Here is a 24531-nt window from a genome sequence, read left to right as displayed (position 1 = left end):
ATATTGGGACTTCAACCCTCGGGAGGGCATTATGCAGCATTCGTTACGTATTTTTTCCGGTTCATCGAACCCTAAGCTGGCAGAACAGGTATGCGACAAGCTGGGTGTACAACTAGGCAAGATCAAACTGTCCCGGTTCAAGAGCGGAGAAATATACGTTCACTACGAAGAGACGATCCGCAACTGTGATGTATTTCTGATACAATCATTATCTCATCCGATCAATGAGTTGTTCGTAGAACTGCTAGTCATGATTGATGCAGCCAAAAGGGCTTCTGCGCGTACGGTAAATATTATTGTTCCTTATTACGGATATGCCCGTCAGGAACGCAAGTCTGCTCCGCGTGAGCCGATCTCGGCCAAGATGGTTGCGGATGTGTTAACTACTGCTGGGGCAAACCGGGTAGTTACCATTGATCTGCATGCAGCGGCAATTCAAGGATTTTTCAATATTCCTGTGGATCACATGACATCATTGGATCTCATCAGTGATTATTTGCTGAGTAAAGGGATTGAAAACCCGGTAGTTGTCTCCCCTGATGCGGGACGAGCCTCGATGGCAGAGAAACTGGCGAATCGTCTGGATTCACCTTTTGCCATTATGATCAAGAAGCGGCCAAGCCACAATGAATCGATTATTACGCACGTTATTGGGGATGTTGAAGGTCGAACTCCAATTATTATTGAGGATCTGATCGATACCGGAACGACAATTCTCAATGTTGTTGAAGGATTGAAGGAGCGAGGCTCCAAAAACGTATATGTATGTGCAACACATGGTCTGTTCTCGGACGGAGCTCTAAGTAAACTTAATCACCCGTCTATAGCCGAGGTGGTGGTCACAGACTCCATCGCACTGCCGGATGATCACCCAGAATGCTTCAAAGTGTTGCCCGTAGCTCCAATGCTTGCACGTGCTGTTCGCATTATTGTGGATGGCGGCTCCATGGCGACGTTGTTTAAAGATTCAGGGATTTAATCATGCAGCACAGATCTGTGCGAATCCAGGTGTATTGTACCGTGTTTGAGTGGTTTGCTACTCAGCACGGTTTTTGTTTTTTTATGATGGATTAGGGTAAAGATGCGGATGAGTTAAGGAGAAGGAGGGAATCGATTACTGATTTGCTGCCTGGGGGCTTGTGCTATAATAACTTAAAATTGATTTTATGGCTGCGTATATAGGGAATTCAATCCCAGAGATGTAACTGATGTGATGAACAGTAGAACCACGGCTATTATACAACGGTGTCGTGGAGTGAGGAGTGGGGTCTATTGTCCCGGACTTGGTATTATCGTTTACTGTTTTCTTATTTTCCTATTTTCTTTCTTACCATGACCGTACTCATTTTTATCGCTTTTGTTTTCATTAATGACATCTCCAGGGAAGAAACAAGGAAAGCAGACCGTATCTCCTCCAGCTATTTGGTGGACAGTCTGGACCGGACGATCCGGGATATTGAGTTGTCGGTTATGGAAGCGGTGCAGAGTGAGCAGGCCTATAAGTACTATTTTAATAGCCAGAACCAGGTGGGCAAAGAGACCGTGTATAGCATTGCTCAAAACTTGCGTGAGCTGACGAGTTCCAACCCTTGGATCCAATCCATTTATTTGTATGACAAGAAAAATGAAAGCGTTTTAACCTCAAGCGGCTCCAAGGAGGTAGATAGCTTTTCAGACAAGGCATGGATCGACCGAATCGACTCTGGTTCTCTTACTTCAGGCTGGCAGCCTGTCAGGGAATACGATGCAGGAGTTAATCAGCGTACGCCTATTCGGGTGTTGACGGTAGATAAGGATATGCCCTTGCCATTTGGCTCTGATGGGGTGCTTGTCATTAATATCAAGATGAGTAGCATCGAGCAGAGCATTGATAGTATGGTTAATGGACAGCTTTCTTTCATGAGCATTCTTGACCATGACGGTCAGGTTGTTTACGATGCACATTCAGATCGTGAAGGTGCTGTAGAAGGCCAAGAGCTGAACACCCTTTCGCTGGAAAGATTGGGTTGGACGATCTCCAGTGGGATCAAGGAGGGGAACTTATATGGGTGGGTCTCGGTGGTTTCCTATGTATGGGTGATTATTGCGGTTGTTACCGTCATTTGTGCGATCGTCTATATTATCTATATCACTCGTCGCAACTATAAACCCATCCAGATTATTATGAATCGGATTGAGGCGCATCAGATTCGGGTGCTGGAGCAATCGGGCTCACGGACCGATGAGATGAAATTGATTGATGGCGTGTTGGAAAACCTAATAAACCATATGATGGATTCGGACAAAAAGAGCAGAGAAAACGTGCTGCTGCAGCGCAGCAAACTTTTTAACGATCTGCTGAATGGGGAGAATCTGGATCATGCGGTAGAGCGATTAAAGGATCTTTCCCCGTTAACTGGCGTGGATACTTCGTCATGCTTCGCTGTTGTGGTTGGCGAAATCAACCGATATGAGAAAGGATTCCAGGAACGGTTTACGAGAGGCGAGCAGAATACACTCAAATTTGCGTTAATGAATGTGCTGCAGGAGCTCTCACGCGATGCGGGTATGCAATGCTGGACCGAATGGGTCAGCTCAGATCAGATTGCGATCCTTTTCCTGTCCACAGACGGTAACGCGGATATGACGGAGCAAATTCGCTTAGTTGCGGAGGAATGCCGATCCTGGGTTGAGCAGAATCTGCGTATATCATTGAGTTTCGGTATCGGACCGATCGCGGAGGGCATCAAGGCTATTCGTGAATCATACGTAGCGGCTGAGACTGTGATGCACCGCAGATTGCTGAGAGATGGTGATATCGCTCTGGCCGGGTATGGAGAAACCCAGCAGCAGCTGCTTGATACCTATACCTATTTGCAGATGATTGCTGATTTTGTTAAACGGTTTCGGATGTCGAGCAGTCAGTGGCGTGATCAACTGGAGGAGATCTTCGCGGCTTTTGAACGTGATAAGCTGCCAGATGATGAGATTCACTCCTTGATTCAGGCGATGCTACAGATGCTCAGCCGGGAAGTAGCGGTCATGTCCGAACAGCTGCAGGAGAAATTATCGGAGGAAAACATAAACAAGTGGTTGATGCTGATGAAAGAAGCGGAGACACTTGAAGGTGTCAAAGACATTCTGTTTGATGACCTGACGGACTTGTTCAGAACTTATGTGTCGGTAACTGAAACCAAGAGCTACAAAGCGATGGTCAATGAAATGAAAAACTATATCGAGGAACAGTTTGCGAATCCTGATCTTTCGCTGAAACATCTGAGCGATCGATTCCAGATTACCGGCAAACATGCAAGTTATTTGTTCAAGACAGAGTTCAATATGAAGTTTGTAGACTTTCTTACAGAATTGCGGATGAAGGAAACGGAGCGTCTTCTGCGGAGTACGGATCTTTCCCTACAGGACATTGCCTTGAAGGTGGGGTATGCCAATGGAATTACCTTGGGACGTGTATTTAAACGGGTTGAGGGTATTACACCGGGAGACTATCGCCGTATGAAACGTGAACATCACGATTCCGAGTCGTAATTCAAAGGCTCATGCTACGTATTATACCGTGCTAAGCACAGGGTGGAATTCATGCAGGTTTTTCTCAGGAGAAGCCATGTAGGAGTCCGCCTTTTTTGCTGCTAGTGTAAACCTATATTCCGTCTTGGAAGCTTGCGCTTATGCAAGAAATCCTTGATTTACGCCTGTTTTCGGGTCCTTTACGAATATAGTCAGTCTGCGAAAATCGTCGCTCGGGATAAACCATTATCCTTATGTAAGCGTTTCCGAAACGAGTTTATTGCCAGAGCGCGGAAAGATGTGGAATACTCTGGGCAAGCTTTAAACATTCACGCAATGCTAAGGAGATGACAAAATGACAGGAAAAGCAACCAAAGGGAGTCTAAAGAAATGGATGGGATTGGCGCTTACTATGGTAATGGGAGTTTCCTTGCTAGCCGGCTGTTCATCTGCATCGAATCAGGAATCAGAAGGCAGTGCATCAGGCAATGGCGAGCGTGTCACTTTAAAAGTGGAGGTGTTTGACCGCGGGAATAGTCCTTCACCTTATACCATTACGAATAACTATTTGTCCAAACTGATCCAGGAACGGTTCGGCGATCCGAATAACATTGATATACAATTCGTACCGATTCAGCGCTCGGAGGAAGTAACCAAGCTGAATGTCCTAATGGCGAGTAATACGGATGTTCCGGATATTGTATTTGTTTATGACTCAAGTGTATTTTATCGTTACGCCGAACAAGGCGGTCTGACTGATGTGGGAGAGTTGATTGATCAATACGGACCTAACCTGAAAAAATTCCTTGGCGAGGACACCCTTAAGTTTGGTCAATTAGAGGGCCAGCAGTTCGCAGTTCCTGGCAAACGTGCCATCACAGGCAGATATAGCTCTTATATTCGTCAGGATTGGCTGGATAAACTGGGATTGCCAGTACCGAAGACGACGGATGAATTGTATACCACTTTGAAAGCATTTAAAGATAAAGACCCTGGTGGACTTGGCAGCAAAAACATTCCAATGGGAATGGCACTGGCGCCAGCTCAGTTCGAAACATTAATTTACTCATTCATCAAGCCGATCAGCGGGGATCTGACTTATGCCCAACGTTATGAATTGCCTCTCCATGAGGGCTTCAAGGATGCCATGAAGTTCATGAACAAGCTGTACAATGAAGGCTTGATCAGCAAGGACTTCAGTTTGGATGAAGATAAGGCCCAACTGGTGAAGGATGTACAGAACGGAAACATCGGCTACTGGTCTGAGGATGTCGACGCTATTTTCTATGCAGATGGCACTCTGGATAACTTGCTTAAAAATACGCAGGGCAGTAAAGTGCTTCCGGTTGATGCGTACACCAACGCAAACGTAGACAACAAACATATCAAATCCCGTTACGGTTCAAACGGCATGTACATCATGATTCCGAAGAGCAGCAAACGTTCGGTGGAAGCAATCAAATATTTGGATTGGATGGCATCAGACAATAACCTGATTGATATTTACAGCGGCGTGGAAGGAGAGAACTACGATCTGGTAGACGGAATTCCTGTTGTCAAAGAGGATGCTTCACAGGAAGCGAAGGATCGTCTGTTCAACGCAGGGGATACAGCTATTATCTCAAATGGTAAAAATATCGGTGATCAGGCTACCAACGAAAAAGCATGGATCATGGGCTTCCCGCAAAATAATCAGGAGATGCTTAAACAGTCGATTGATATTGCTAACACCGATACGGTAGGACCCATCATTTTTGACAAACCGATTCAGGCAGAGATGAAGTACAGCACGGCGCTCAAAGATAAGCTTAATGTCATTATCGTAAAAACAGCAATGGCTAAACCGGAAGAATTCGACGCAGTGTATGAACGGGAAATGAATGATTTCATGTCCCTGGGCGGCACAGAATTGAAGAAGGAACTGGATCAAGCGGTTCAGGAGCTTGCTGCGAAGTAGCAGTCGGAGATATGTGTGAACGTACGAATCCAAAGTAATCCAACTTACACAAGCTTGATATCGGATCATTTATGAAGGGACTTGTGCCGTCGGCTGAGGTTAAGGCGGCACAGTGTTTCTTCGTTGTTAGGAGGAGACCGACTTGACCGCATACTTGAAGAGGTATTGGCAATTATACGCGTTGATTTCACTGCCCCTCATCTATTTCGTGGTGTTTCGCTACGGACCGATGTATGGCGTTCAGATCGCATTTAAAGATTTTAATCTTTTTCAAGGTATTAACGGCAGTGAGTGGATCGGTTTTGATGCCTTTCGCGAGGTATTCGGGATGCGAGATTTCTACACCACGTTGCGCAACACCTTTATGCTGAATTTTCTTGATCTGATCGTTTCGTTTCCTGCTCCCATTATATTAGCCATCATGCTCTATGAAATCCGGTTTAAATGGTTTCAAAAAATATCGCAGACGATTCTGTATATCCCTCATTTTATTTCGTGGGTCATTATTGGGGGAATTGTGTACCAGTTATTCGGCAACCAATCCGGTATGGTAAACGGTGTACTTGAAAGTATGGGCTTAAATCCGATTCCATTTTTGACGGAGAAAAACCCGTGGCTTGTGACCTACCTGTTCACAGGTGTCTGGCAAAGTGCAGGCTGGGGAACTATTCTATATCTGGCTGCGCTGACGGGTGTTAATAAGGAATTGTTCGAAGCGGCAGAGATTGATGGAGCGACACGGCTGAAGAAAATCTGGCATATAACCCTGCCAAGCATCAAGCCTACTATTGTTACTCTGCTCATTCTTAATTTGGGACATATGGTCAGCATCGGATTTGATCGTCCTTATATTATCGGGAACACGGCAGTACGTGAATATTCTGATGTGCTCAGTACCTTTGTATACCGGGTCGGGCTGGAATCGGGACAATATACGCTGGCAACCGTCGTTGGACTGTTCCAGGCAGTCGTGGGACTTATATTTGTACTCGGTTCGAACTATATATCGAAAAAGACAACAGGTGAAGGAATTCTTTAAAAGAACAGAAGGTACGCTTAGCTGCTTTATATGTATACCATCAGTAAAGGAGTTGTGCGCATATGAGTGAACGCACCTCAAACCGGATTTTTGATACCGTTATCATTCTATTTATTAGCTTGTTCGTCGTGTTCTGTCTCGCTCCGTTTCTGCACACGATTGCCATATCATTAAGCTCCAATCGTGCCATTACATCGGGTGAAGTCACCATTTTTCCTAAGGAGTTCAATTGGGATGCGTATGTTAAGGTGTTCTCCGATCATTCGATGCTGTATTCCTTGGGATATACGACCCTGTTAACGATTGTGACAACGGTGTTATGCATGGTGTTCACAATCGCAGCTGCATACCCGTTGACCAAGAAAAAAATGAAGGGCCGCAAGCTCTTCATGTACGTGATCATCATTACGATGTTCTTTAGCGGGGGGATCATTCCTGAGTACTTGCTCATTCGTGACCTGCACTTGCTTAATTCGCCGTGGGCGCTAATTCTGCCAGGTCTGGTCAGTCCGTTTAACCTGATTATCCTGATCTCATTTTTCAATGGTATACCAGAAAGTCTGGAGGAGTCCGCTGAAATTGACGGCAGTTCACATCTGCATACACTGTTGAAAATCATATTACCGCTTTCAATGCCGGTCATGGCAACTTTGGCGTTGTTCTATGCTGTTGGCCGCTGGAATGGCTTTCAGGATTCCCTGATGTACATTAATGATCCTAAGCTGTATCCACTTCAGCTCAAACTGTTCCAAATGGTGCAAAACAACATGGTGAGTGAGCTCACACAGATGGAAGGTGCCAACCGCGCTCCATTAACCCCGGAAAGTCTCAAGGCGGCCACCGTTATTTTTGCAACCGTACCGATTCTGCTCGTCTATCCATGGCTGCAAAAATATTTTGTTAGCGGTGCCATGCTTGGAGCTGTTAAGGGCTGATCATAGGTTTTCTTAAGCCAATCGTGATTAACCAGATGACAAGAATTATTGCGCCGAATATTCCGTTCATCGGCATTTGTTTGGAGGGACTGGACATGTACAGACAACTGGTGGAAAGCAATGACAGAGCAGTGCAAAAAGGGATATCGCGGCAAGTGCTTGATCCGGACAGCCGCTATTATGGAGGAACGATTGACCCCTCTACAGGTATCGCCTGGGTCAACCATACGACCGGAACACCTACGGACATGTGTTACTGGGGAGCTGCACTCGCCAATCCGGATTCGATCTATTATCGGGATGAAGATCTGTTAAATCGTCTGCAGCTTGCATCGGAGTACGTACTCCGTAATCAGCATGCAGACGGCTCCATCTCCCCCGGTTGGACCAATTCCCATTCTCCGCCGGATACCGCATTTCTTGTCGTGGGATATGCCCAGTTATATCAACTTCTTCAGCAGCAAGACTGGGAGCCATTGCAACCTGTGCTGGACAATATGCGCCTGTTTCTGGAACGAACTGCTCCAGTCTTGCTGACTGGAGGCTGTCATACGCCGAATCATCGCTGGGTGCTATGCGCGGCGCTCGGTTTCCTGCATCAATTGTTTGACCTGGAGGAAGCTGTGCAGCGTGCAGAGCAGTGGCTGGCTGAAGGTATGGATATTACGCCTGATGGGGAGTGGACTGAACGAAGCAACGGAATCTACAGCGCGGTTAGCGACATCATGCTGATTCATGCGGCACGCCTGTTGAACCGTCCCGAATTGCTGGACCCGGTGAGACTCAATCTTCGTATGATGGTGTATCTTGTACATCCAACAGGTGAGGTTGTTACAGAATACTCAGGTCGCCAGGATCTGGGGAGCGTGCATGATTTATCACCGTATTACTTGCCGTATGCCATTATGGCTCGGTTGGACGGTGATCCGATCTTTGCCGGCATGGCCGATTGGGCTGGAGAAATGTTAACAGATCCCGGCGTCTGTTCGGTCAATGCGCTCGTTCGGCTGCTGCTGGAGCCTGAGCTTCAGCAGCAGGCTGGTAAGGCACGGGAACAGCTGCCTGAGCGGTACGAGATCATACTGAACGAACGATTTGTGCGGGAGGGCTATTTACAGCGAATGGATTCGGCAGGTCATCATGGACACATCTCGCACAGCCGGTTGCATACGGACTTCGGCGCACCTGTAGCACGTATTCGTTCCGGTAATACAAGTGCGACTGTAATGACGGAGGTGCCTTCATTCTTTGCCCTTCGTCATGGTGCCGTACGTCTGCTGGCCGTTCAGTTGGCCTCCTATTTTAATCCAGGGTATGTGCCGATGCAGCAGATGTCTCGATTGCCAGCAGGTTACCGTCTGACGGGCGAACAGAGGAAAGGCTACTACGGCCCGATCCCGGATAGCCAACTGCCTGAGACGGCGGGAACAGCTATCAGTCCGTGGTATTTGTTGCCCCATCAGAGTCGAGATCTCACCCATGAACAGACGTTCCTTGTACAGACGGAAGTATTAAGAACGGAAAATGGCTGGACCCTGAAGCTGGCGGGAGAGCAGCCGGAGCAGCTTATGGTGCAGCTGTCTTTCGTGTTCAGCAGCGAGGGCGAGCTTTCCCAGGGGGAATTGCTTGAGACAGATGAAGGCCATTATCTGTGGAAGAGCGGCACATTGCGTTATTCCTGTGGAGATGACTGGATTGAGCTGACCGGAGGCGAGGTGGGGCATTTGGCACCAACCGTACGTGAGGCAAAGCTGCCAAATAAGTGTAAGGTTGTACTGGTTAACTTTATGACCCCTTTCCACAAGACAGTTCATATCTCTCTTTCGCCATCCATGGCGTTGAAGCTGTAATTCTGATGAATCTCTCTATAAGGAAGAGTACATGAAGCAAAAAGATGACATTTCATTCGAAAGGGATGAGGGGGTGTCATCTTTTTTTGCGCATTTTTGGCATAAACGACATGAAACTACATATTGAGAAGTGGGCCTTAAGATGTGGTATACTGGAGAGTATGAATGAAAGCAAAGAGGAGGTGCCTTGGAAGATGAAGGGCAAGCTACTGCGGGCTGAGGGACACCTTGCCAATGTAATACCGATTCACTTGGATGCTTCTTTCTTTTTTGAGAGAGCTGTCCGCTCGCTGGACCGTAATCACGTCGACAAGGCATTAAAATATTTTCGTAAAGCTGTTGAATATGAGCCGGAAAATCCGGTGAATCATTGTAATATGGCGGGTATATTATCAGAGAAGGGGGATTACGAGGCTTCCAATGCCGTTCTTGCGCATGTGCTCGACGTGGTAGATCCGTCCATGACGGAATGTTATTTCTACATGGCGAACAATTATGCGAATATGGATCGGTTTGAAGAAGCTGAGCAAGCGCTTGTTACGTATTTGGAGGAGGATACCCAAGGTCAGTTTATGACGGAAGCCGAAGAGATGATGGAGCTTCTTTACTACGAGCTGGATCGACCAGCCAAACTGAACCGGATCAAATCACGTAAGGGTGTCGTTGAACACGATCAGGCGCGGGAATTGTTGGAACAAGGGAAGTTTGCACAGGCGGCTGAGCTGCTGGAAGGCATGTCACCCGAGTATCCTGATTATTTGGCTGCTCGCAACAACTTGGCGCTTGCCTATTATTATATGGGGCTGTTTCCCAAGGCGAAAGAGACGATTGCCGAGGTACTGGAGCAGGAGCCTGGTAATTTGCATGCACTGTGTAATCTGGCGATCTTTCATCAGAACGAGAATCGAGCCGACCAAGTGCTGCTTCTGATCAAAAAATTGCGTGTCATCGTGCCTTTCCAGCACGAACAGGTCTACAAACTGGCTACCACGATGGGTATCCTAGGTCAACATGATACGGCTTATGTACATTTCCGTCGCCTGTTGAAGGATGAAGAAACCGCTGCGGACCCAGCTCTCGCACATTATGCAGCAGTCGCAGCTTATAATACCGAACGTTACGATTCCGCTGAACGTCTGTGGCGTCATGTAGGCAAGCTGGATCCAGGTTCGGAAGTATCCCGGTACTATCTGTCGGGTCTTGAGGCTGTGAGACAGGGAGAGAAAGATCCGGAGAAACTAAGTTATCACTATCATCTGCCATTTGACGAGCAATTCAGACAATGGGAGAACTATGGCAACGGCATACCTGAAGAGATGAAAAATGATCCCTTGATCCGTTCCTCTTTCTTCTGGGCGTTGCGACATGGGGACCGGGCAACTAAGCTCCAGGTCATTCATGCTCTTGGCATGATTGGTGATTACGAGGTGCAGCAGGCGCTGCAATCCTTTATCGAGGAACCTGGTGAAGATCAGGATCTGGTGGAAGCCGCTCGTTCCGTATTAAACGGTCTTGGTTCAGAAGGAACTAAGCAGGATGATTCTCCTGTTCTGCGACCGCTAACTGCGTTGAGCAAACGCACTATTCCGAAGATCGAGTCGATGACGGAACAAACGGAGACGAAAGCTTCTTCGCATTGGCAGGCGGTCGTGGACCGTGCGTTACAGATGTCTGAAGCCAAAGCCGAATTGCAGCAAGAAATGGAGCGGTTGTGGACCGACTATGTATCTCGCGTACACCTGGAGGTGCCTGGCACGAAGCAAATTGAAGGCTTGGCTGCGGGATTGGAATATCTGGCTGCTAAAATTCATAGTCGTCCAGTGACCTACCAAAGCATAGCCGACCGGTATGGCATATCAGCTGCCACAGTCAGCAAATATGCACGGCAAATCAATAAAGTGTGCAATTCCAACCCACCGGTCCAGTAAATGTTCCTTGAAATTCTCGCTTTGGGATAGACTTCATTGCGTGAAGGATACATAAGCCTGGAAAACGGGTAAACTTAACGAATAGGTCTCGACATGCCTGTAGGATATCATCATAGCAAGTTAATCGCCACTCAACACACTCTCAACCTTATTAAGGAGGCTGTATCTATATGTCTAAATACAGAACGATTGTGATCGGAACCGGACCTGCGGGTCTGACAGCAGCGATATATCTGGCTCGTGCTAATCTTAACCCACTGGTTATCGAAGGTCTTCAGCCGGGTGGTCAATTGACGACGACAACGGAAGTTGAGAATTTCCCTGGTTTTCCGCAAGGCATTATGGGTCCGGAACTGATGGACAATATGCGCAAGCAAGCGGAGCGTTTTGGAGCTGAGTTCAAAAATGGTTGGGTGGAAGAAGTGGATTTCAGTAAACCGCCCTTCAAGGTTAAAGTTGGAGGCATCGGTGAACTGGAAGCCGAATCAATCATTATCTCTACCGGTGCATCGGCCCGTTATCTCGGTATTCCCGGAGAGCAGGAGAATGTGGGACGTGGGGTAAGTACATGTGCCACCTGTGACGGATTCTTTTTCCGTGGTAAAAAGATCGTCGTTGTTGGCGGTGGAGACTCCGCGATGGAGGAAGCCAGCTTCCTGACCCGTTTTGCAACAGACGTTACCTTGGTTCACCGCCGGGACGAATTACGTGCATCGAAAATTATGCAGGATCGGGCTCGCAGCAACGAGAAGGTGAAATGGGCTTTGAACCGTACACCGCTCGAAGTTGTGCCTGAGGCTCTTGGTGTTAAAGGGCTTAAGGTACGTAATAACGAGACTGGACAGGAAGAATTGCTTGAAGCCGATGGCGTATTCATTGCCATTGGACATACACCGAATACGGGTTTCCTGAGCAACCAGATTACTTTGGATGAACACGGCTATGTTGTCGTTAAACCGGGTACAACCGAGACCAACATTCCGGGTGTGTTCGCCTGTGGTGATGTTCAGGATACGAAGTATCGTCAGGCCATTACAGCAGCAGGTTCAGGGTGTATGGCCGCAATGGACTGCGAGAAATTCCTTGAAGGCAGTATTGTGCATGACTGGAGCGAAACACTGGATAAGTAAGCATGAAAAGGGTATGGTTTGGCATAAATTAAGTAGAAGAGACAACGGGAAGTCTCATAATGTGAGAAGCCGGAAGGCTTCTCTTTTTTTGAAACCAAAGTGGGCATGAGATCGTATACATAATGGGCATATTAGCTGTGAGGTGAAGACTTTGGGGGAAATGATAAAAGATTGGTTACAGAATGCAACAGTGCGGCGATTTTTGATCCTGCTGTTGTTTTGTTTGGTTCTATTCAGCATGGGGAGTATGCTGCACATGATTTTGCTGTTATTCCTGGTGACGTATGTCATGAACAGGTTGCAGCATTTTATCACAGAGAAGTTAAATCGTTTATTTCCGGTTAACTATAAAGTTGTAGTCATCCTGCTCTATCTTATCGTTATTGCAGCCATTGTACTGGGCATCTCCAAGTATTCACCACGAATTGTGGATCAGGTCGTTCAGTTAACGAATGAGATCATGAAATTTCTTGATACCGCTGACGGAGATAATTTTGCTTCCAAAATTGCTGGTTATCTTCAATCGTTCGATATCAAAAACTATACCAACGATGCATTGAAGTATATTTTTGCGTTAAGCAAATGGTTGGAGTTCATTCTGTTGGTTATCATCCTGAGTCTGTTCTTCTTGTTGCAGAAGCGGGAGATTTCCAAGTTTACCTCCAAGTTCAAAACAAGCAAAATCGGCTGGTTCTATAATGAAGTGGCCTATCTCGGAGATAAGTTTGTATCTTCTTTTGGTAAAGTAATCGAGGCACAATTGATGATTGCTGTGTTTAATACGGCTTTGACGATCCTAGGATTATGGATACTTGGTTTCCCGTACTTGTTCGCCTTGACCATTCTGGTGTTTATGCTGAGTCTGGTACCCGTTGCGGGGGTTATCATCTCACTAGTTCCGCTGTGTCTGATCGGTTATCAACTGGGAGGATTACAGCTCAGCGTGATCGTGATTATTATGATCATCATCATTCATGCGCTGGAAACGTATTTCCTGAATCCGAAGCTGATGGCTCACAAAACCAAATTGCCGATGTTTTACACGTTTATCGTACTGATTCTGTCTCAACATTTCCTGGGGATCTGGGGGCTTATCATCGGTATACCGATCTTTGTCTTCCTGCTCGATATTCTGGACGTCAACAAGATGGAAAAAACGGAAGAGCCCGTACGTGTGGAAACGAAGCTGTGACCAGTAGCTGAATAGCTGCTGAAGGTATAGGTTTAGGTAATGTTCATAAAAGTAGATAAACGCCTCCTGTTATGGGAAGGCGTTTTTTGCGCCGTTAGGCTAAGGGTTGCAACAACTGAACCACGAGTGAACTTATCCTGAATCACGTCTGGTCTATAAGATATTTCCATTTTACCGAACTGTCTGAGACGTGATTAGTAAGGATTGTCATGAAATTCAGATGACAATTGTCATCTTTTACGCATGGAACGAGTGGATATGCAATATCATGAGTTGAGGCTTCCTCCTCTATGGAGGAAGGAATGAAGCCTGCGTTTTTAATAGAGACAAATAAGGTTGTATACGTATTCAAAAATAGCCTGTGATGTTGTTCACAATAGCGAGGAAGCTAATCACAGCAAAGGTCTTATCGTCTTGACCCAGGCGTATCCTTCAATTATAGTTGGTACGTAGGATTAAACTATTATAGATAGATAAAGGTGGCTTGTAGCATGTCTGAGAAAATCTACGTTGGGGTCGATCTCGGCGGAACAGCAATCAAGGTCGGTATATGTGATGAACACGGTCAGCTTATGCATACGTATGAAGGACCGACTGAAGTGGATAAGGGCGTTGACACGGTCATTGCCAACATCGAGAAGTATGTCCGTCATATCGTTGCTGAATCGCCTTACAGCTGGGAACAGCTTGAAGGTGTGGGAGCAGGAGTGGCTGGGTTCACCAATGTACGCGAGGGAATTATCGTTCTTGCCCCTAACATTGGATTTCGGAATGTAGCCATTCGTTCGATTTTGGAAGAACGTCTGGGCAAGCCAGTCAAAATAGATAACGATGCAAACGTGGCTGCACTGGGTGAAGCTTGGGCAGGTGCTGGCAAGGGTGTGGACAACTGTGTATGTTATACGCTTGGTACAGGCGTTGGTGGCGGACTGATCTTGAACGGCAAGATCTATCAAGGTTTCTCCGGTATGGCTGGTGAGCTTGGTCATGTCAGTGTTGTTCCTGATCTGGAAGCCATTCAGTGCGGATGCGGCAAAATGGGATGCGTGGAAACTGTATCTTCAGCAACCGGAATTATTCGTATGGCCAAAGACGCTGTAGAGCGAGGAGATCATACATCACTGGCACTCGTGGACAAGATTGCAGCTAAAGAAGTATTTGATGCAGCTAAAGCGGGCGATGAAGTTGCTCTTCGTATCGTCAATCGTGCAGCGTTCTATCTGGGCAAATCAATGGCGGCTGTAGCGGCTGTGATTAACCCTGAGATGTTCATTATCGGTGGCGGTGTATCCAAAGCGGGTAATATTTTGTTTGATGAAGTACGCACTGTATTTGCGAAACTGACACCTGAACCGCTACAAGAAGGGGTTAATATTCTTGAAGCAACGCTTGGCAATAATGCAGGGATTGTTGGCGCGGCTGGTCTTCTCTTGCGTTCCTAGTAACCTCGTAACAGTATAATCCGACAGCAATATGATAAGGAGGGGACATTTATGCTTGAAGGTGAAGTTTCACCGGGCACAGGCGCCACGCTCATTATCATTACGGGCATGTCCGGAGCAGGCAAGACGATTGCAGTACAAAGCCTGGAGGATCTTGGTTTCTTCTGTGTGGATAATCTTCCACCGGTATTGATTCCAAAATTTGCGGAGTTGATTGAGCAATCGAACGGCAAAATTGGCAAGGTCGCACTGGTTATCGACCTTCGCGGTCGTGAGTTCTTTACGGCTTTGTCCGAGTCACTGAACTATATTAAAGATCATTTTACCATTCATTGTGAAATATTATTCCTGGACGCGACAGACTCTGTATTAGTCCAGCGCTATAAGGAGAGCAGGCGCAGACATCCACTGGCTCCTGAGGGCATGCCGCTGGACGGCATCCGGCTGGAACGTAAGATGCTGGAGGAACTCAAAAATTCCGCCACTCAGGTACTGAATACCAGTACGATGAAGCCTGCTCAATTGAAAGAGCGCATCATATCCCGCTTTTCTCATCTGGAAAGCCATATGCTGTCGGTAAATATTACGTCGTTTGGGTTCAAATACGGTATTCCTATCGATGCGGATCTGGTGTTTGATGTTCGTTTCTTGCCAAATCCGCATTATATTGAACATTTACGTCCGAATACGGGACAGAATAGTGATGTATATGAATATGTTATGAAATGGCCGGAGACGCAGGCGTTTCTGACCAAGCTGCTGGATATGCTGCATTTTCTGATTCCGCAATACCGGAAGGAAGGCAAAAGCCAGGTTATTATTGGAATCGGCTGTACCGGAGGCAAGCATCGTTCGGTAGCAATATCGGAATATTTGGGCAAAATGTTGGGAAGCAGCGAAACTGAGGCTGTCACCGTGAGCCATCGCGACGCCGACCGGGACCGTCATTGAAGAGGGTGAAGGGATGAAAGAAGCCGGACCACGAAGAGAACGTCCGAGAATTGTAGTCATGGGCGGCGGAACCGGATTATCCGTGATGCTGCGCGGTTTGAAGGAAAAGCCGCTGGACATCACGGCCATCGTGACGGTGGCGGATGACGGAGGAAGTTCGGGCATCCTGCGTAATGAGTTGCAAATGCCGCCTCCGGGCGACATTCGTAACGTACTCACGGCGCTAGCAGATGTGGAACCGTTGTTGTCGGATATGCTGAATTATCGCTTCAATACAGGCGCGGGGCTTGCAGGCCACAGCCTGGGTAACTTGATTTTGGCTGCAATGACGGATATATCGGGCGACTTTGTGACCGCTGTGCGGGAACTTAGCCGCGTGTTTGCCGTTCGGGGTGAGGTATTACCCGCAGCCGGGCAGGCCGTTATACTGCATGCAGAGATGGAGGACGGATCGATTGTTACTGGCGAGTCCAAGATCCCTGAAGCTGGCTTACGGATCAAACGCGTTTTCCTTGAACCGGATCACGTGGAGCCGTTGCCAGAGGCTGTTGAGGCTATTCGTCAGGCAGACGCCATTCTGATTGGACCAGGTAGTCTCTACACGAGCATTCTGCCCAATCTGCTTGTACCTAAGCTGGCTGAAGCTGTCGTTGAGGCTGACGCAGTAAAAATGTTTATTTGTAATGTGATGACACAGCCAGGAGAGACGGATAATTACACGGTGAGTGACCACCTCAAGGCGGTACATGAGCATGTAGGACAACAAATTTTCGACTATGTCATTGTAAATAATGGTGATATTCCGCTGCAGGTGCAGAATAAGTATGCGGAAAAAGGAGCTAAACCAGTTGTCCTGGATATGAATGTGCTGAAGAGTGCCGGCTATCAAGTGGTTGCGGATACTTTGGTCCTATTCCGGACTTATCTGCGTCATGATGCCGACAAGCTGAGCCATCACATCTATCAACTTGTACAAAATTGGATGTTACGGAAGAGGTGAAGTCCCATGTCGTTTGCAGCACAGACCAAAAAAGAACTAACGATGATCGAAAGCGAACCGTGCTGCGAAAAGGCGGAACTTTCAGCCCTCATCCGTATGCTTGGTGCGGTGCAGTTATCGAATAAAAAAGTCATCTTGGATATTTCGACGGAGAATGCCGCCATTGCAAGACGGGCATACTCTCTGCTTAAAAAGCATTTTCAAGTGCATACGGAATTGCTTGTCCGCAAAAAAATGCGGCTGAAAAAGAACAATGTATATATTGTTCGGATTCCAACCATGGTACAGGTGATTTTAAAAGATCTGTACATTGTTTCCGAAGGATTTCTGTTTACTCCTGGGATCAGTGGAGAGCTGTTCAAAAATAACTGCTGTAAACGTGCTTATCTTCGAGGAGCATTTATGGCAGGAGGCTCAGTCAACAATCCTGAAGGTTCATCCTACCACCTGGAGATTGCATCCATGTACGAGGAGCACTGTCAGGCCCTGGTGGACCTGGCGAATGAATTTCATCTCAATGCCCGGTGTATAGAACGCAAAAAAGGATTTATTCTATACATTAAGGAAGGCGAGAAAATCATTGAACTGCTCAGTATCATTGGTGCACATCAGGCCCTTTTCAAGTTCGAGGATGTGCGTATCATGCGAGATATGCGTAATTCCGTCAACCGAATCGTCAATTGTGAGACGGCGAACCTGAACAAAACGATTGGAGCAGCCGTCAGACAGATCGATAACATCAGACTGTTGCAAAAGGAAGTTGGTCTGGAGTCGTTGCCCGAAAAGCTTCGTGAAGTGGCTGAAGTCAGACTCGCTCATCCGGATATCAACTTGAAGGAAGTAGGCGAACTGCTTAAAGGTACAGTAAGTAAGTCCGGGGTGAATCACCGGCTTCGCAAGATTGATGAGCTGGCAGAAAAGGTTCGTACCGAGCGTTATGGTTAAATGAAGGGTAGGCTGCTGGCAAAACTGATTGCTTTGGTTTTCACCAAAAGGTCAGCTTAAAGTCAGCCTGTAATTATCTTGGAGAGCTACTCAGGTGTAATGAGGTGATGTAAAAAGGCTAAAATGGGTCATAATAATGACATCCAATCACCCTGAGTTTTTTCTTCTAGTGTCCTGCTCTGGTTATATGGTATAATGTTATAAATATAATTGTGTATTTAATGTCCAGATTTCATAATAGGGGGTAAGTTTCCATGACAAAGCACCCGGTAGTTGTCCGTTTGAAAACGGGTCTCCATGCCAGACCTGCGGCACTGTTCGTTCAAGAAGCGAATAAGTACTCATCTGAAGTGTTCGTCGAGAAGGACGACAAAAAAGTAAATGCAAAAAGTATCATGGGGATCATGAGCCTTGCAATCAGTACTGGTACGGAAATCCAGATTAGTGCAGAAGGCGCGGACGCCGAACAGGCTGTAAACGCTTTAGTTAGTCTGGTAAGCAAGGAAGAGCTTGAGAACCAATAAGATATGATTTGAACTCAATGAAGAAGTCCCGAAAGGGGCTTTTTTGCGTTTTATGACTGTCAAGTGCAACATTATGGAATTAAGCCCGTCTGTTAGGTATCAAATCGATTTGAGTTTGAGATGTTAAAACTTAAGGAGGCTAACGTAATGGGTAAATTATGGATGAAACCGCTGGGCGCGGTGATGGTCGCAGGTACATTGCTAGTAGGAGGTACTGCGTGGGTGGCACCAAGTAACTACGCATATGCTGCTGAGATACAGGGGGTACAGCAAAACGTGATTAACGTTGTGGGTACAGGTGAGATTCAGGTGAAGCCTGACATCGCTTATCTTTCCATTGGAGTGAACAGTACGGCAGATACCGCAGCCTCTGCGCAAAAAGCGAATGCAGCGAAAATTCAAAAGGTTAGCAATCTGCTGAAAAGTACGTGGAAAATCAGTGCGGATGATATTCAAACCAGCCAGTTCTACGTACAGCCTGACTACACGTATAGTGAAAAAGACGGACAGAAGATCAAAGGGTACACAGCTCATCACACATTGACTGTAACTTACCGGGAGATGGACAAGATTGGTGAACTCCTGGATGCTGCATCCCAAGCTGGTGCCAACAATATTGAAAATGTACGTTTTACGGTAGAAAAACCGGAGAGCTTTGAAGCTCAGGTAATTGAAAAAGCTGTTGCTAATGCTGATGTAAAAGCTGGAGCTATTGCAAAAGCGGTTAAACGTCAACTGGGTGCTGTTCTCTCCGTGAGCCAAGGTGACGCCAATGTACCTGTGTTCTATGCAAGTGAGGCTTTGATGTCCAAAGCAACAGCTGATTCTGCTGGTAGCACAGAAATTGAAACAGGACAGGTTAAAGTAAGCACAACGCTGAATATTACTTATGAAATGAAATAAGTGAAGTAAAGTAAATAAAGGCTGGATGTCCGTTAAAAAATATGCTTGAGCGGGCGAAAGGCAATAATGACAAAGACGTTGTCCATCGGACAGCGTCTTTTTTGTTGTAAAGGCGCACTTTGATGAAGTTTGGAAAGAAGAGATGAAATATGCCGAAATAAATTGCTGGTTTTTGGTATCTTTTTTGTCCATTTGTTCGTAACAAAACCTTCATTATAGGTATCTGGATCGAACAACATTGTAACTGGAGCTGTAAACCTTTCCGCAATTGGGTTAATTATAATAAAGAGGTGAGCGTATGAGGCATACGATCAAATCAGGATACATACGCAATGACACTCAAATTTGAATTCGAGAGAGGAGTTTTATATATGACATCATGGAAAAAATGGACTAGTGCACTACTGGCGGCAGGAATTATTGTGGGGAGCGGGGCTGTATGGCAGGATAGTTCTGTACAGGCAGCTTCAGTATCCACGAAAGTGACAACACCTACTGAGGTAACTCTGAAGTCGGGAGGCAAAACTCTTACTCAAAAAGGACTGCTTCAAGGTGGCTCCACTTGGGTATCGCTTACCGCAGTGAAAGATGTTGCAGGTGGAAGCTTGAAATATGATGCAAAGGCTAAGGAGTACTCCTTAACGGCAGCTAATAATACGATGACCATCAGCCTGATTGATGGGGCACCGAGTGTTAGAATTAATAACTACTATCCACAAGTGGAAGCGAAGCTGATCAATGGCCGATTTTATATTCCGTTTTCTGCAATGAGAGATTATTTGGGTGTTCAGGGCAACTGGGATGGCAAAGCCAAGACACTGACGCTGAGCAAAGTGAAGCAAAATAGCGTGACAGTCAAAGCGGCAACAGTGAAAGTCAGCATCAAGAACGCTGAAGTCGATATTCAATATCCTCAGGTTAGCGGACTGGCTAACGATAAAGCAGAAGCAGCTATCAACAAGGTGCTGAAAGATGAAGTCGATGCTTTTGTAGCAGATTTCAAAAAACAAACTAAGGAATTTGGTGACGCAGCAGCGAACCGTCCATATGCATTTGAGAGTTCTTATGTCGTGACATACAACGAAAATGGTGTGCTTGGACTCATTACGCAAAGTTATCAGGACTATGCAGGTGCACATGGCATGACGTTCCGTTCAGGTCACACCTTTGCTCTGGATTCCGGCAAGGAATTGAGTCTGGATGATGTAATTCAAAATAACAAAACTGTGCGTCAGACAGTAAGCAAAAAAGTTGGAGATCAGCTTAAAGCTAGCGGTGGTTACCTTGAAGGCTATAAAGGTCTGAATAAAGATCAGGATTTCTATGTAACACCAACAGGTGTAGTTGTATTCTTCCAGTTGTATGAGTATACAGCTTATGCGGAAGGCTTCCCAGAATTCCCGTTCACATACAAAGAGTTGCTTCCTAAAGGCACAGAGCCGTTCAGTGGCTTAACAGCAAACAAGTAAAGTATTAGAATTTCATTTCGTTGAAATGATGGCTAATAGCGTATGCGTAGCTCGGTTCGTAAATGTAACTTTAGTATTAGTCTTGGGCTTATTGCAAACGTAACGCTAAGAGAGTTAAAGTGAATCAATTAAATATTTATCATGCACTTTTAAATTATCTTCAAAAAAAGGACGCCCTCGTCATATTGACGAGAGCGTCCTTTTTTCATATAGCCCACTCAACTGGGCGTTGCCGTTTGAGTGGGCTATATGGTATATCCGTTTAATTGGCGATTCGCCTCGGCTTAGATGCCTTGGGAACCTACGTTTTCAATAACTTTATCGATGATACCGTAATCGGCAGCTTCAGCAGCGCTCATAAAGTAGTCACGATCTGTATCTTTCTCAATACGCTCCAGCGGTTGGCCTGAGCGCTCAGCGATGATGCGGTTCAACGTATCACGCATTTTCAGGATGCGGCGGGCACGAATTTCGATGTCCGAAGCTTGACCTTGCGCACCACCAAGTGGTTGGTGAATCATGATTTCGCTGTTAGGCAATGCAAAACGTTTACCTTTGGCACCTGCATTCAACAGGAATGCACCCATCGAAGCCGCCATACCTACACAGATGGTAGATACATCCGGTTTGATGAATTGCATAGTATCGTAAATCGCCATACCGGCTGTAATGGAGCCGCCGGGGCTATTGATGTATAAGTGAATGTCTTTCTCCGGATCTTCCGCAGTAAGGAACAACATCTGTGCCATGATGGAATTCGCCACAACGTCATTTACATCACTGCCAAGGAAGATGATACGATCCTTCAGCAATCTGGAATAGATGTCATAGGCGCGCTCACCGCGGTTGCTCTGTTCAACGACCATTGGAATATAACTCACGTGAAAAACCTCCTCAGAAATGTAAATGTTAATTGGTGTTATATATAAACTGTTACCGTATTACCCACATCATAAACAATTCCAAACAAAAAGTCAAAGAAAGTCAAACTAAGTTTGAAAAAAAAAGAAACCTATTCGGTTTCATTGGTTAAGAGTGTTATGAGCTACTAATTAAGAATGGCGCGCCCGCCAAGAATCGAACTTGGATCTCAGGCTTCGGAGGCCTACGTCATATCCATTGGACCACGGGCGCACATTGATTATTGCTGCAAACATAGTTGCATAAAAGCAGTTTTGTAATAGAAGCTTCAAATATGTGACAGCAATAATGATTATAGCTCATGAGTAATTTAATTGCAAGCTGATGTTCGCTGTTTTGGTTTGGAATACCCTGAAATTGATCATGATGAAAATAAGTGGATAAAGAGCGCAAATAGGTAAATGCTAAAAGAGGTTTTGGACATGCCATATGAAAAACCATAGCAAGCAATATGTAGATGAGAATTTTACTTTGCTTCTATATATGGTGTCGAACAGGTTGTTCTCGATCATAGTAGATTGACATTGTGAAAATAGGCGCGTACAAACGCCTGAAACGTGTCGATTTAACGCTTCGAAACACTTGCATGTCACGTCAGTTTTAGGTAGAATAGACGTGGGACTTAAAAAGTTAACCCGGGACGTTTTGGGGCCATGAAAGAAAGCTTGGAACGAGAAGCTTGCGGGAGTGGAAAGCATGCGAACGATTTTAGAAGTGCAAAAGCAGCTTCTGCCTGATCTCATGGATGTCTTGAAGAAGAGGTATACGATTCTGCACCAGATCATGTTATCGGATGTGATCGGACGAAGAACGTTAGCTAATTCCATGCAGATGACCGAGCGGGTTCTGAGGGCTGAGACCGATTTGTTAAAGGCTCAGGGACTTATTGAAATTGACAGTGCAGGCATGAAGATCAGTGAGGCAGGGCATGAATTGCTGCAGCAGTTGGAACCCGTCGCCAAAGAGCTGTTCGGATTATCCGAACTGGAAGAGCGCATCAAGCAAGCCTACGGTCTGCAAAAGGTAGTTGTGGTTCCTGGTGATTCGGACATTTCTCCATTTGCCAAACGGGAACTGGGTAGAGCCGGAGCGAAGGCTCTGGGTAATATTATGACTGATAACGATGTTGTCGCCGTAACTGGCGGTTCAACAACGGCTGGAGTCGCAGAGCAACTGACTCCGCCAACATCGCTGAAAGGTGTCTGGTTTGTACCGGCACGCGGTGGGCTGGGAGAAAGCCTTGAAATTCAGGCCAATACGATTGCATCCACGATGGCAAAACGGGTAGGGGCCCAATACAAACTCCTGCATGTACCGGATTTGCTTAGTGATCATGCTTACGAATCACTAATCCAGGACCCAAGTGTTCAGGAGATTCTGCAGCTGATTCGAAAATCGCGGATCGTCATTCATGGAATCGGTGATGCCGTAGAGATGGCACGGCGCCGTAAACTTGCGACAGAGATCATAGATGAACTTCAGGCGCAAGGGGCCGTATCTGAATCCTTCGGTTATTACTTTAATGATCAGGGTGAGGTGGTACACACCATGCTTACGCTGGGCATGCGACTCCAGGATATTGAACGAACCGATGTCGTGATCGGAATTGCAGGTGGCAAAAGCAAAGCTGCTGCTATTCACTCCGTGCTGCGATTTGGCCAGGAAGATATTCTGATTATTGACGAGGCTGCTGCCGAAGTCATCGTTGCCGAAATGGAATAAGAGTTTACTTTTCACCACAACCATTGTTGTCTTGACGGACTTCACGGTCTGTCTTGAATATATAAGTTTCATAAAAAAAATTAATCAAAACTTGGGAGGAACTTACTCATGATTAAAGTAGGTATTAACGGTTTTGGACGTATTGGACGCTTGGCATTCCGCCGTATTCAAAATGTAGAGGGCATTGAAGTAGTAGCAATCAACGACTTGACTGATGCTAAAATGCTGGCTCATTTGCTCAAATATGATACAACTCAAGGTCGCTTCGATGGCGATGTTGAAGTACACGATGGCTTCTTCAAAGTGAACGGTAAAGAAGTTAAAGTATTGGCTAACCGTAACCCAGAAGAACTTCCTTGGGGCGACCTGGGCGTAGATATCGTTCTGGAATGTACTGGTTTCTTCACAACTAAAGAAGCAGCTGAGAAACACCTGAAAGGTGGAGCTAAGAAAGTTGTTATCTCCGCACCAGCTACTGGCGACATGAAAACCATCGTTTACAACGTAAACCATGAAATCCTCGACGGTACTGAAACTGTAATCTCCGGCGCATCTTGCACAACAAACTGCCTGGCACCTATGGCAAAAACACTGCAAGACAAATTCGGAATCGTTCAAGGTTTGATGACTACAATTCACGCTTACACTGGCGACCAAAACACTTTGGATGCTCCACACCCTAAAGGTGACTTCCGTCGTGCTCGCGCAGCAGCTGAAAACATCATCCCTAACACAACTGGTGCTGCTAAAGCAATCGGTCTGGTTATTCCAGAACTGCAAGGTATCCTCGACGGTGCAGCTCAACGTGTGCCAGTAGCTACTGGTTCCCTGACTGAGCTCGTAACTGTTTTGAACAAAAAAGTAACTGCTGAAGAAGTTAACGCAGCTATGAAAGAAGCTTCCGATCCACAAACTTTCGGATACACTGAAGACGAAATCGTATCTTCCGATATCCAAGGTATCACTTTCGGTTCCCTGTTTGATGCAACTCAAACTAAAGTTCTGACTGTTGGCGACCAACAATTGGTTAAAACTGTAGCTTGGTATGACAATGAAATGTCCTACACTGCTCAACTGGTTCGCACTTTGGAGCACTTTGCAAAAATGATTAAGTAATAT

19 protein-coding genes and 1 tRNA gene are annotated in these 24531 nt (G+C 46.1%); 18 read left to right on the top strand and 2 right to left on the bottom strand.

Annotated features, from left to right (window positions below; genetic code table 11):
* Positions 1-31: 31 nt before the first annotated feature.
* The 16 genes from BLV50_RS30090 (at position 32) to BLV50_RS30015 (ending at position 20769) form a co-directional block, all read left to right on the top strand.
* Positions 32-979, top strand: a complete 948-nt coding sequence (locus BLV50_RS30090; RefSeq protein ID WP_063566509.1) for a ribose-phosphate diphosphokinase — start codon at positions 32-34, stop codon at positions 977-979.
* A 293-nt stretch (positions 980-1272) separates the two neighbouring features.
* Positions 1273-3525 carry a helix-turn-helix domain-containing protein gene (locus tag BLV50_RS30085; protein ID WP_090811678.1) on the top strand — a complete coding sequence of 751 codons (2253 nt, stop codon included), beginning with the start codon at positions 1273-1275 and terminating at the stop codon, positions 3523-3525.
* A 334-nt stretch (positions 3526-3859) separates the two neighbouring features.
* Positions 3860-5461: an extracellular solute-binding protein gene (locus tag BLV50_RS30080; RefSeq protein ID WP_072735756.1), complete on the top strand. Its 1602-nt coding sequence runs from the start codon at positions 3860-3862 to the stop codon at positions 5459-5461.
* Between the two features lie 142 nt (positions 5462-5603).
* The gene (locus tag BLV50_RS30075; protein ID WP_063566506.1) at positions 5604-6500 is read left to right on the top strand and encodes an ABC transporter permease; all 897 of its coding nucleotides are present in this window, start codon (positions 5604-5606) and stop codon (positions 6498-6500) included.
* A 62-nt stretch (positions 6501-6562) separates the two neighbouring features.
* Positions 6563-7435, top strand: a complete 873-nt coding sequence (locus tag BLV50_RS30070; protein ID WP_063566505.1) for a carbohydrate ABC transporter permease — start codon at positions 6563-6565, stop codon at positions 7433-7435.
* Positions 7436-7530: 95 nt separating this feature from the next.
* On the top strand, positions 7531-9285 hold the full coding sequence (locus tag BLV50_RS30065) for a hypothetical protein (protein WP_090811676.1): 1755 nt from the start codon (positions 7531-7533) through the stop codon (positions 9283-9285).
* Between the two features lie 194 nt (positions 9286-9479).
* Positions 9480-11213, top strand: a complete 1734-nt coding sequence (locus tag BLV50_RS30060; RefSeq protein ID WP_063566503.1) for a tetratricopeptide repeat protein — start codon at positions 9480-9482, stop codon at positions 11211-11213.
* 170 nt (positions 11214-11383) lie between these two features.
* Positions 11384-12343, top strand: a complete 960-nt coding sequence (gene trxB / locus BLV50_RS30055; protein WP_063566502.1) for a thioredoxin-disulfide reductase — start codon at positions 11384-11386, stop codon at positions 12341-12343.
* 160 nt (positions 12344-12503) lie between these two features.
* Positions 12504-13535 (top strand): AI-2E family transporter, encoded by a 1032-nt coding sequence (locus tag BLV50_RS30050; protein WP_072735810.1) that lies wholly within the window; start codon positions 12504-12506, stop codon positions 13533-13535.
* 491 nt (positions 13536-14026) lie between these two features.
* Complete coding sequence (locus BLV50_RS30045) at positions 14027-14977, top strand: ROK family glucokinase (protein ID WP_090811674.1); 951 nt, start codon at positions 14027-14029, stop codon at positions 14975-14977.
* 51 nt (positions 14978-15028) lie between these two features.
* Positions 15029-15928, top strand: coding sequence for an RNase adapter RapZ (gene rapZ, locus BLV50_RS30040; protein WP_053782949.1), 900 nt, complete (start codon positions 15029-15031; stop codon positions 15926-15928).
* 13 nt (positions 15929-15941) lie between these two features.
* Positions 15942-16928: a gluconeogenesis factor YvcK family protein gene (gene yvcK / locus BLV50_RS30035; protein ID WP_063566496.1), complete on the top strand. Its 987-nt coding sequence runs from the start codon at positions 15942-15944 to the stop codon at positions 16926-16928.
* A gap of 6 nt (positions 16929-16934) precedes the next feature.
* On the top strand, positions 16935-17873 hold the full coding sequence (gene whiA, locus BLV50_RS30030; RefSeq protein ID WP_063566495.1) for a DNA-binding protein WhiA: 939 nt from the start codon (positions 16935-16937) through the stop codon (positions 17871-17873).
* A gap of 254 nt (positions 17874-18127) precedes the next feature.
* Complete coding sequence (locus BLV50_RS30025) at positions 18128-18397, top strand: HPr family phosphocarrier protein (protein ID WP_017691248.1); 270 nt, start codon at positions 18128-18130, stop codon at positions 18395-18397.
* A gap of 147 nt (positions 18398-18544) precedes the next feature.
* On the top strand, positions 18545-19300 hold the full coding sequence (locus BLV50_RS30020; protein WP_090811671.1) for an SIMPL domain-containing protein: 756 nt from the start codon (positions 18545-18547) through the stop codon (positions 19298-19300).
* Between the two features lie 371 nt (positions 19301-19671).
* The gene (locus BLV50_RS30015; RefSeq protein ID WP_177031303.1) at positions 19672-20769 is read left to right on the top strand and encodes a stalk domain-containing protein; all 1098 of its coding nucleotides are present in this window, start codon (positions 19672-19674) and stop codon (positions 20767-20769) included.
* Between the two features lie 284 nt (positions 20770-21053).
* On the opposite strand, the gene clpP is transcribed toward BLV50_RS30015, so the two are convergent.
* Together clpP and BLV50_RS30005 are read right to left on the bottom strand one after the other, a co-directional pair.
* Entirely contained in the window at positions 21054-21650 is a 597-nt protein-coding gene (gene clpP, locus BLV50_RS30010) for an ATP-dependent Clp endopeptidase proteolytic subunit ClpP (protein ID WP_063566492.1), read from the bottom strand.
* Between the two features lie 178 nt (positions 21651-21828).
* Positions 21829-21903, bottom strand: a tRNA-Arg gene (locus BLV50_RS30005).
* A gap of 483 nt (positions 21904-22386) precedes the next feature.
* Here BLV50_RS30005 and BLV50_RS30000 point away from each other — a divergent pair.
* Positions 22387-23412: a sugar-binding transcriptional regulator gene (locus BLV50_RS30000; RefSeq protein WP_063566491.1), complete on the top strand. Its 1026-nt coding sequence runs from the start codon at positions 22387-22389 to the stop codon at positions 23410-23412.
* Positions 23413-23520: 108 nt separating this feature from the next.
* Positions 23521-24528 (top strand): type I glyceraldehyde-3-phosphate dehydrogenase, encoded by a 1008-nt coding sequence (gap, locus tag BLV50_RS29995; protein WP_024629503.1) that lies wholly within the window; start codon positions 23521-23523, stop codon positions 24526-24528.
* Positions 24529-24531 lie beyond the last annotated feature (3 nt).

Origin of the sequence: Paenibacillus sp. 276b (assembly GCF_900107875.1) — a bacterium.
GTDB lineage: Bacteria > Bacillota > Bacilli > Paenibacillales > Paenibacillaceae > Paenibacillus > Paenibacillus marchantiae.
Note: the sequence above shows the minus strand (reverse complement) of the source record. Positions and strands in the feature narration are given on the sequence as shown.

Bases quoted from the DNA above. Each gene is read 5' to 3' on its own strand.
- BLV50_RS30045 (WP_090811674.1), top strand. From the start codon at position 14,027: ATGTCTGAGAAAATCTACGTTGGGGTCGATCTCGGCGGAACAGCAATC.
- BLV50_RS30080 (WP_072735756.1), top strand. From the start codon at position 3,860: ATGACAGGAAAAGCAACCAAAGGGAGTCTAAAGAAATGGATGGGATTG.
- yvcK (WP_063566496.1), top strand. From the start codon at position 15,942: ATGAAAGAAGCCGGACCACGAAGAGAACGTCCGAGAATTGTAGTCATG.
- whiA (WP_063566495.1), top strand. From the start codon at position 16,935: ATGTCGTTTGCAGCACAGACCAAAAAAGAACTAACGATGATCGAAAGC.
- BLV50_RS30015 (WP_177031303.1), top strand. From the start codon at position 19,672: ATGACATCATGGAAAAAATGGACTAGTGCACTACTGGCGGCAGGAATT.
- BLV50_RS30065 (WP_090811676.1), top strand. From the start codon at position 7,531: ATGTACAGACAACTGGTGGAAAGCAATGACAGAGCAGTGCAAAAAGGG.
- BLV50_RS30000 (WP_063566491.1), top strand. From the start codon at position 22,387: ATGCGAACGATTTTAGAAGTGCAAAAGCAGCTTCTGCCTGATCTCATG.
- gap (WP_024629503.1), top strand. From the start codon at position 23,521: ATGATTAAAGTAGGTATTAACGGTTTTGGACGTATTGGACGCTTGGCA.
- BLV50_RS30025 (WP_017691248.1), top strand. From the start codon at position 18,128: ATGACAAAGCACCCGGTAGTTGTCCGTTTGAAAACGGGTCTCCATGCC.
- BLV50_RS30090 (WP_063566509.1), top strand. From the start codon at position 32: ATGCAGCATTCGTTACGTATTTTTTCCGGTTCATCGAACCCTAAGCTG.
- trxB (WP_063566502.1), top strand. From the start codon at position 11,384: ATGTCTAAATACAGAACGATTGTGATCGGAACCGGACCTGCGGGTCTG.
- BLV50_RS30050 (WP_072735810.1), top strand. From the start codon at position 12,504: ATGATAAAAGATTGGTTACAGAATGCAACAGTGCGGCGATTTTTGATC.
- BLV50_RS30070 (WP_063566505.1), top strand. From the start codon at position 6,563: ATGAGTGAACGCACCTCAAACCGGATTTTTGATACCGTTATCATTCTA.
- BLV50_RS30020 (WP_090811671.1), top strand. From the start codon at position 18,545: ATGGGTAAATTATGGATGAAACCGCTGGGCGCGGTGATGGTCGCAGGT.
- BLV50_RS30060 (WP_063566503.1), top strand. From the start codon at position 9,480: ATGAAGGGCAAGCTACTGCGGGCTGAGGGACACCTTGCCAATGTAATA.
- rapZ (WP_053782949.1), top strand. From the start codon at position 15,029: ATGCTTGAAGGTGAAGTTTCACCGGGCACAGGCGCCACGCTCATTATC.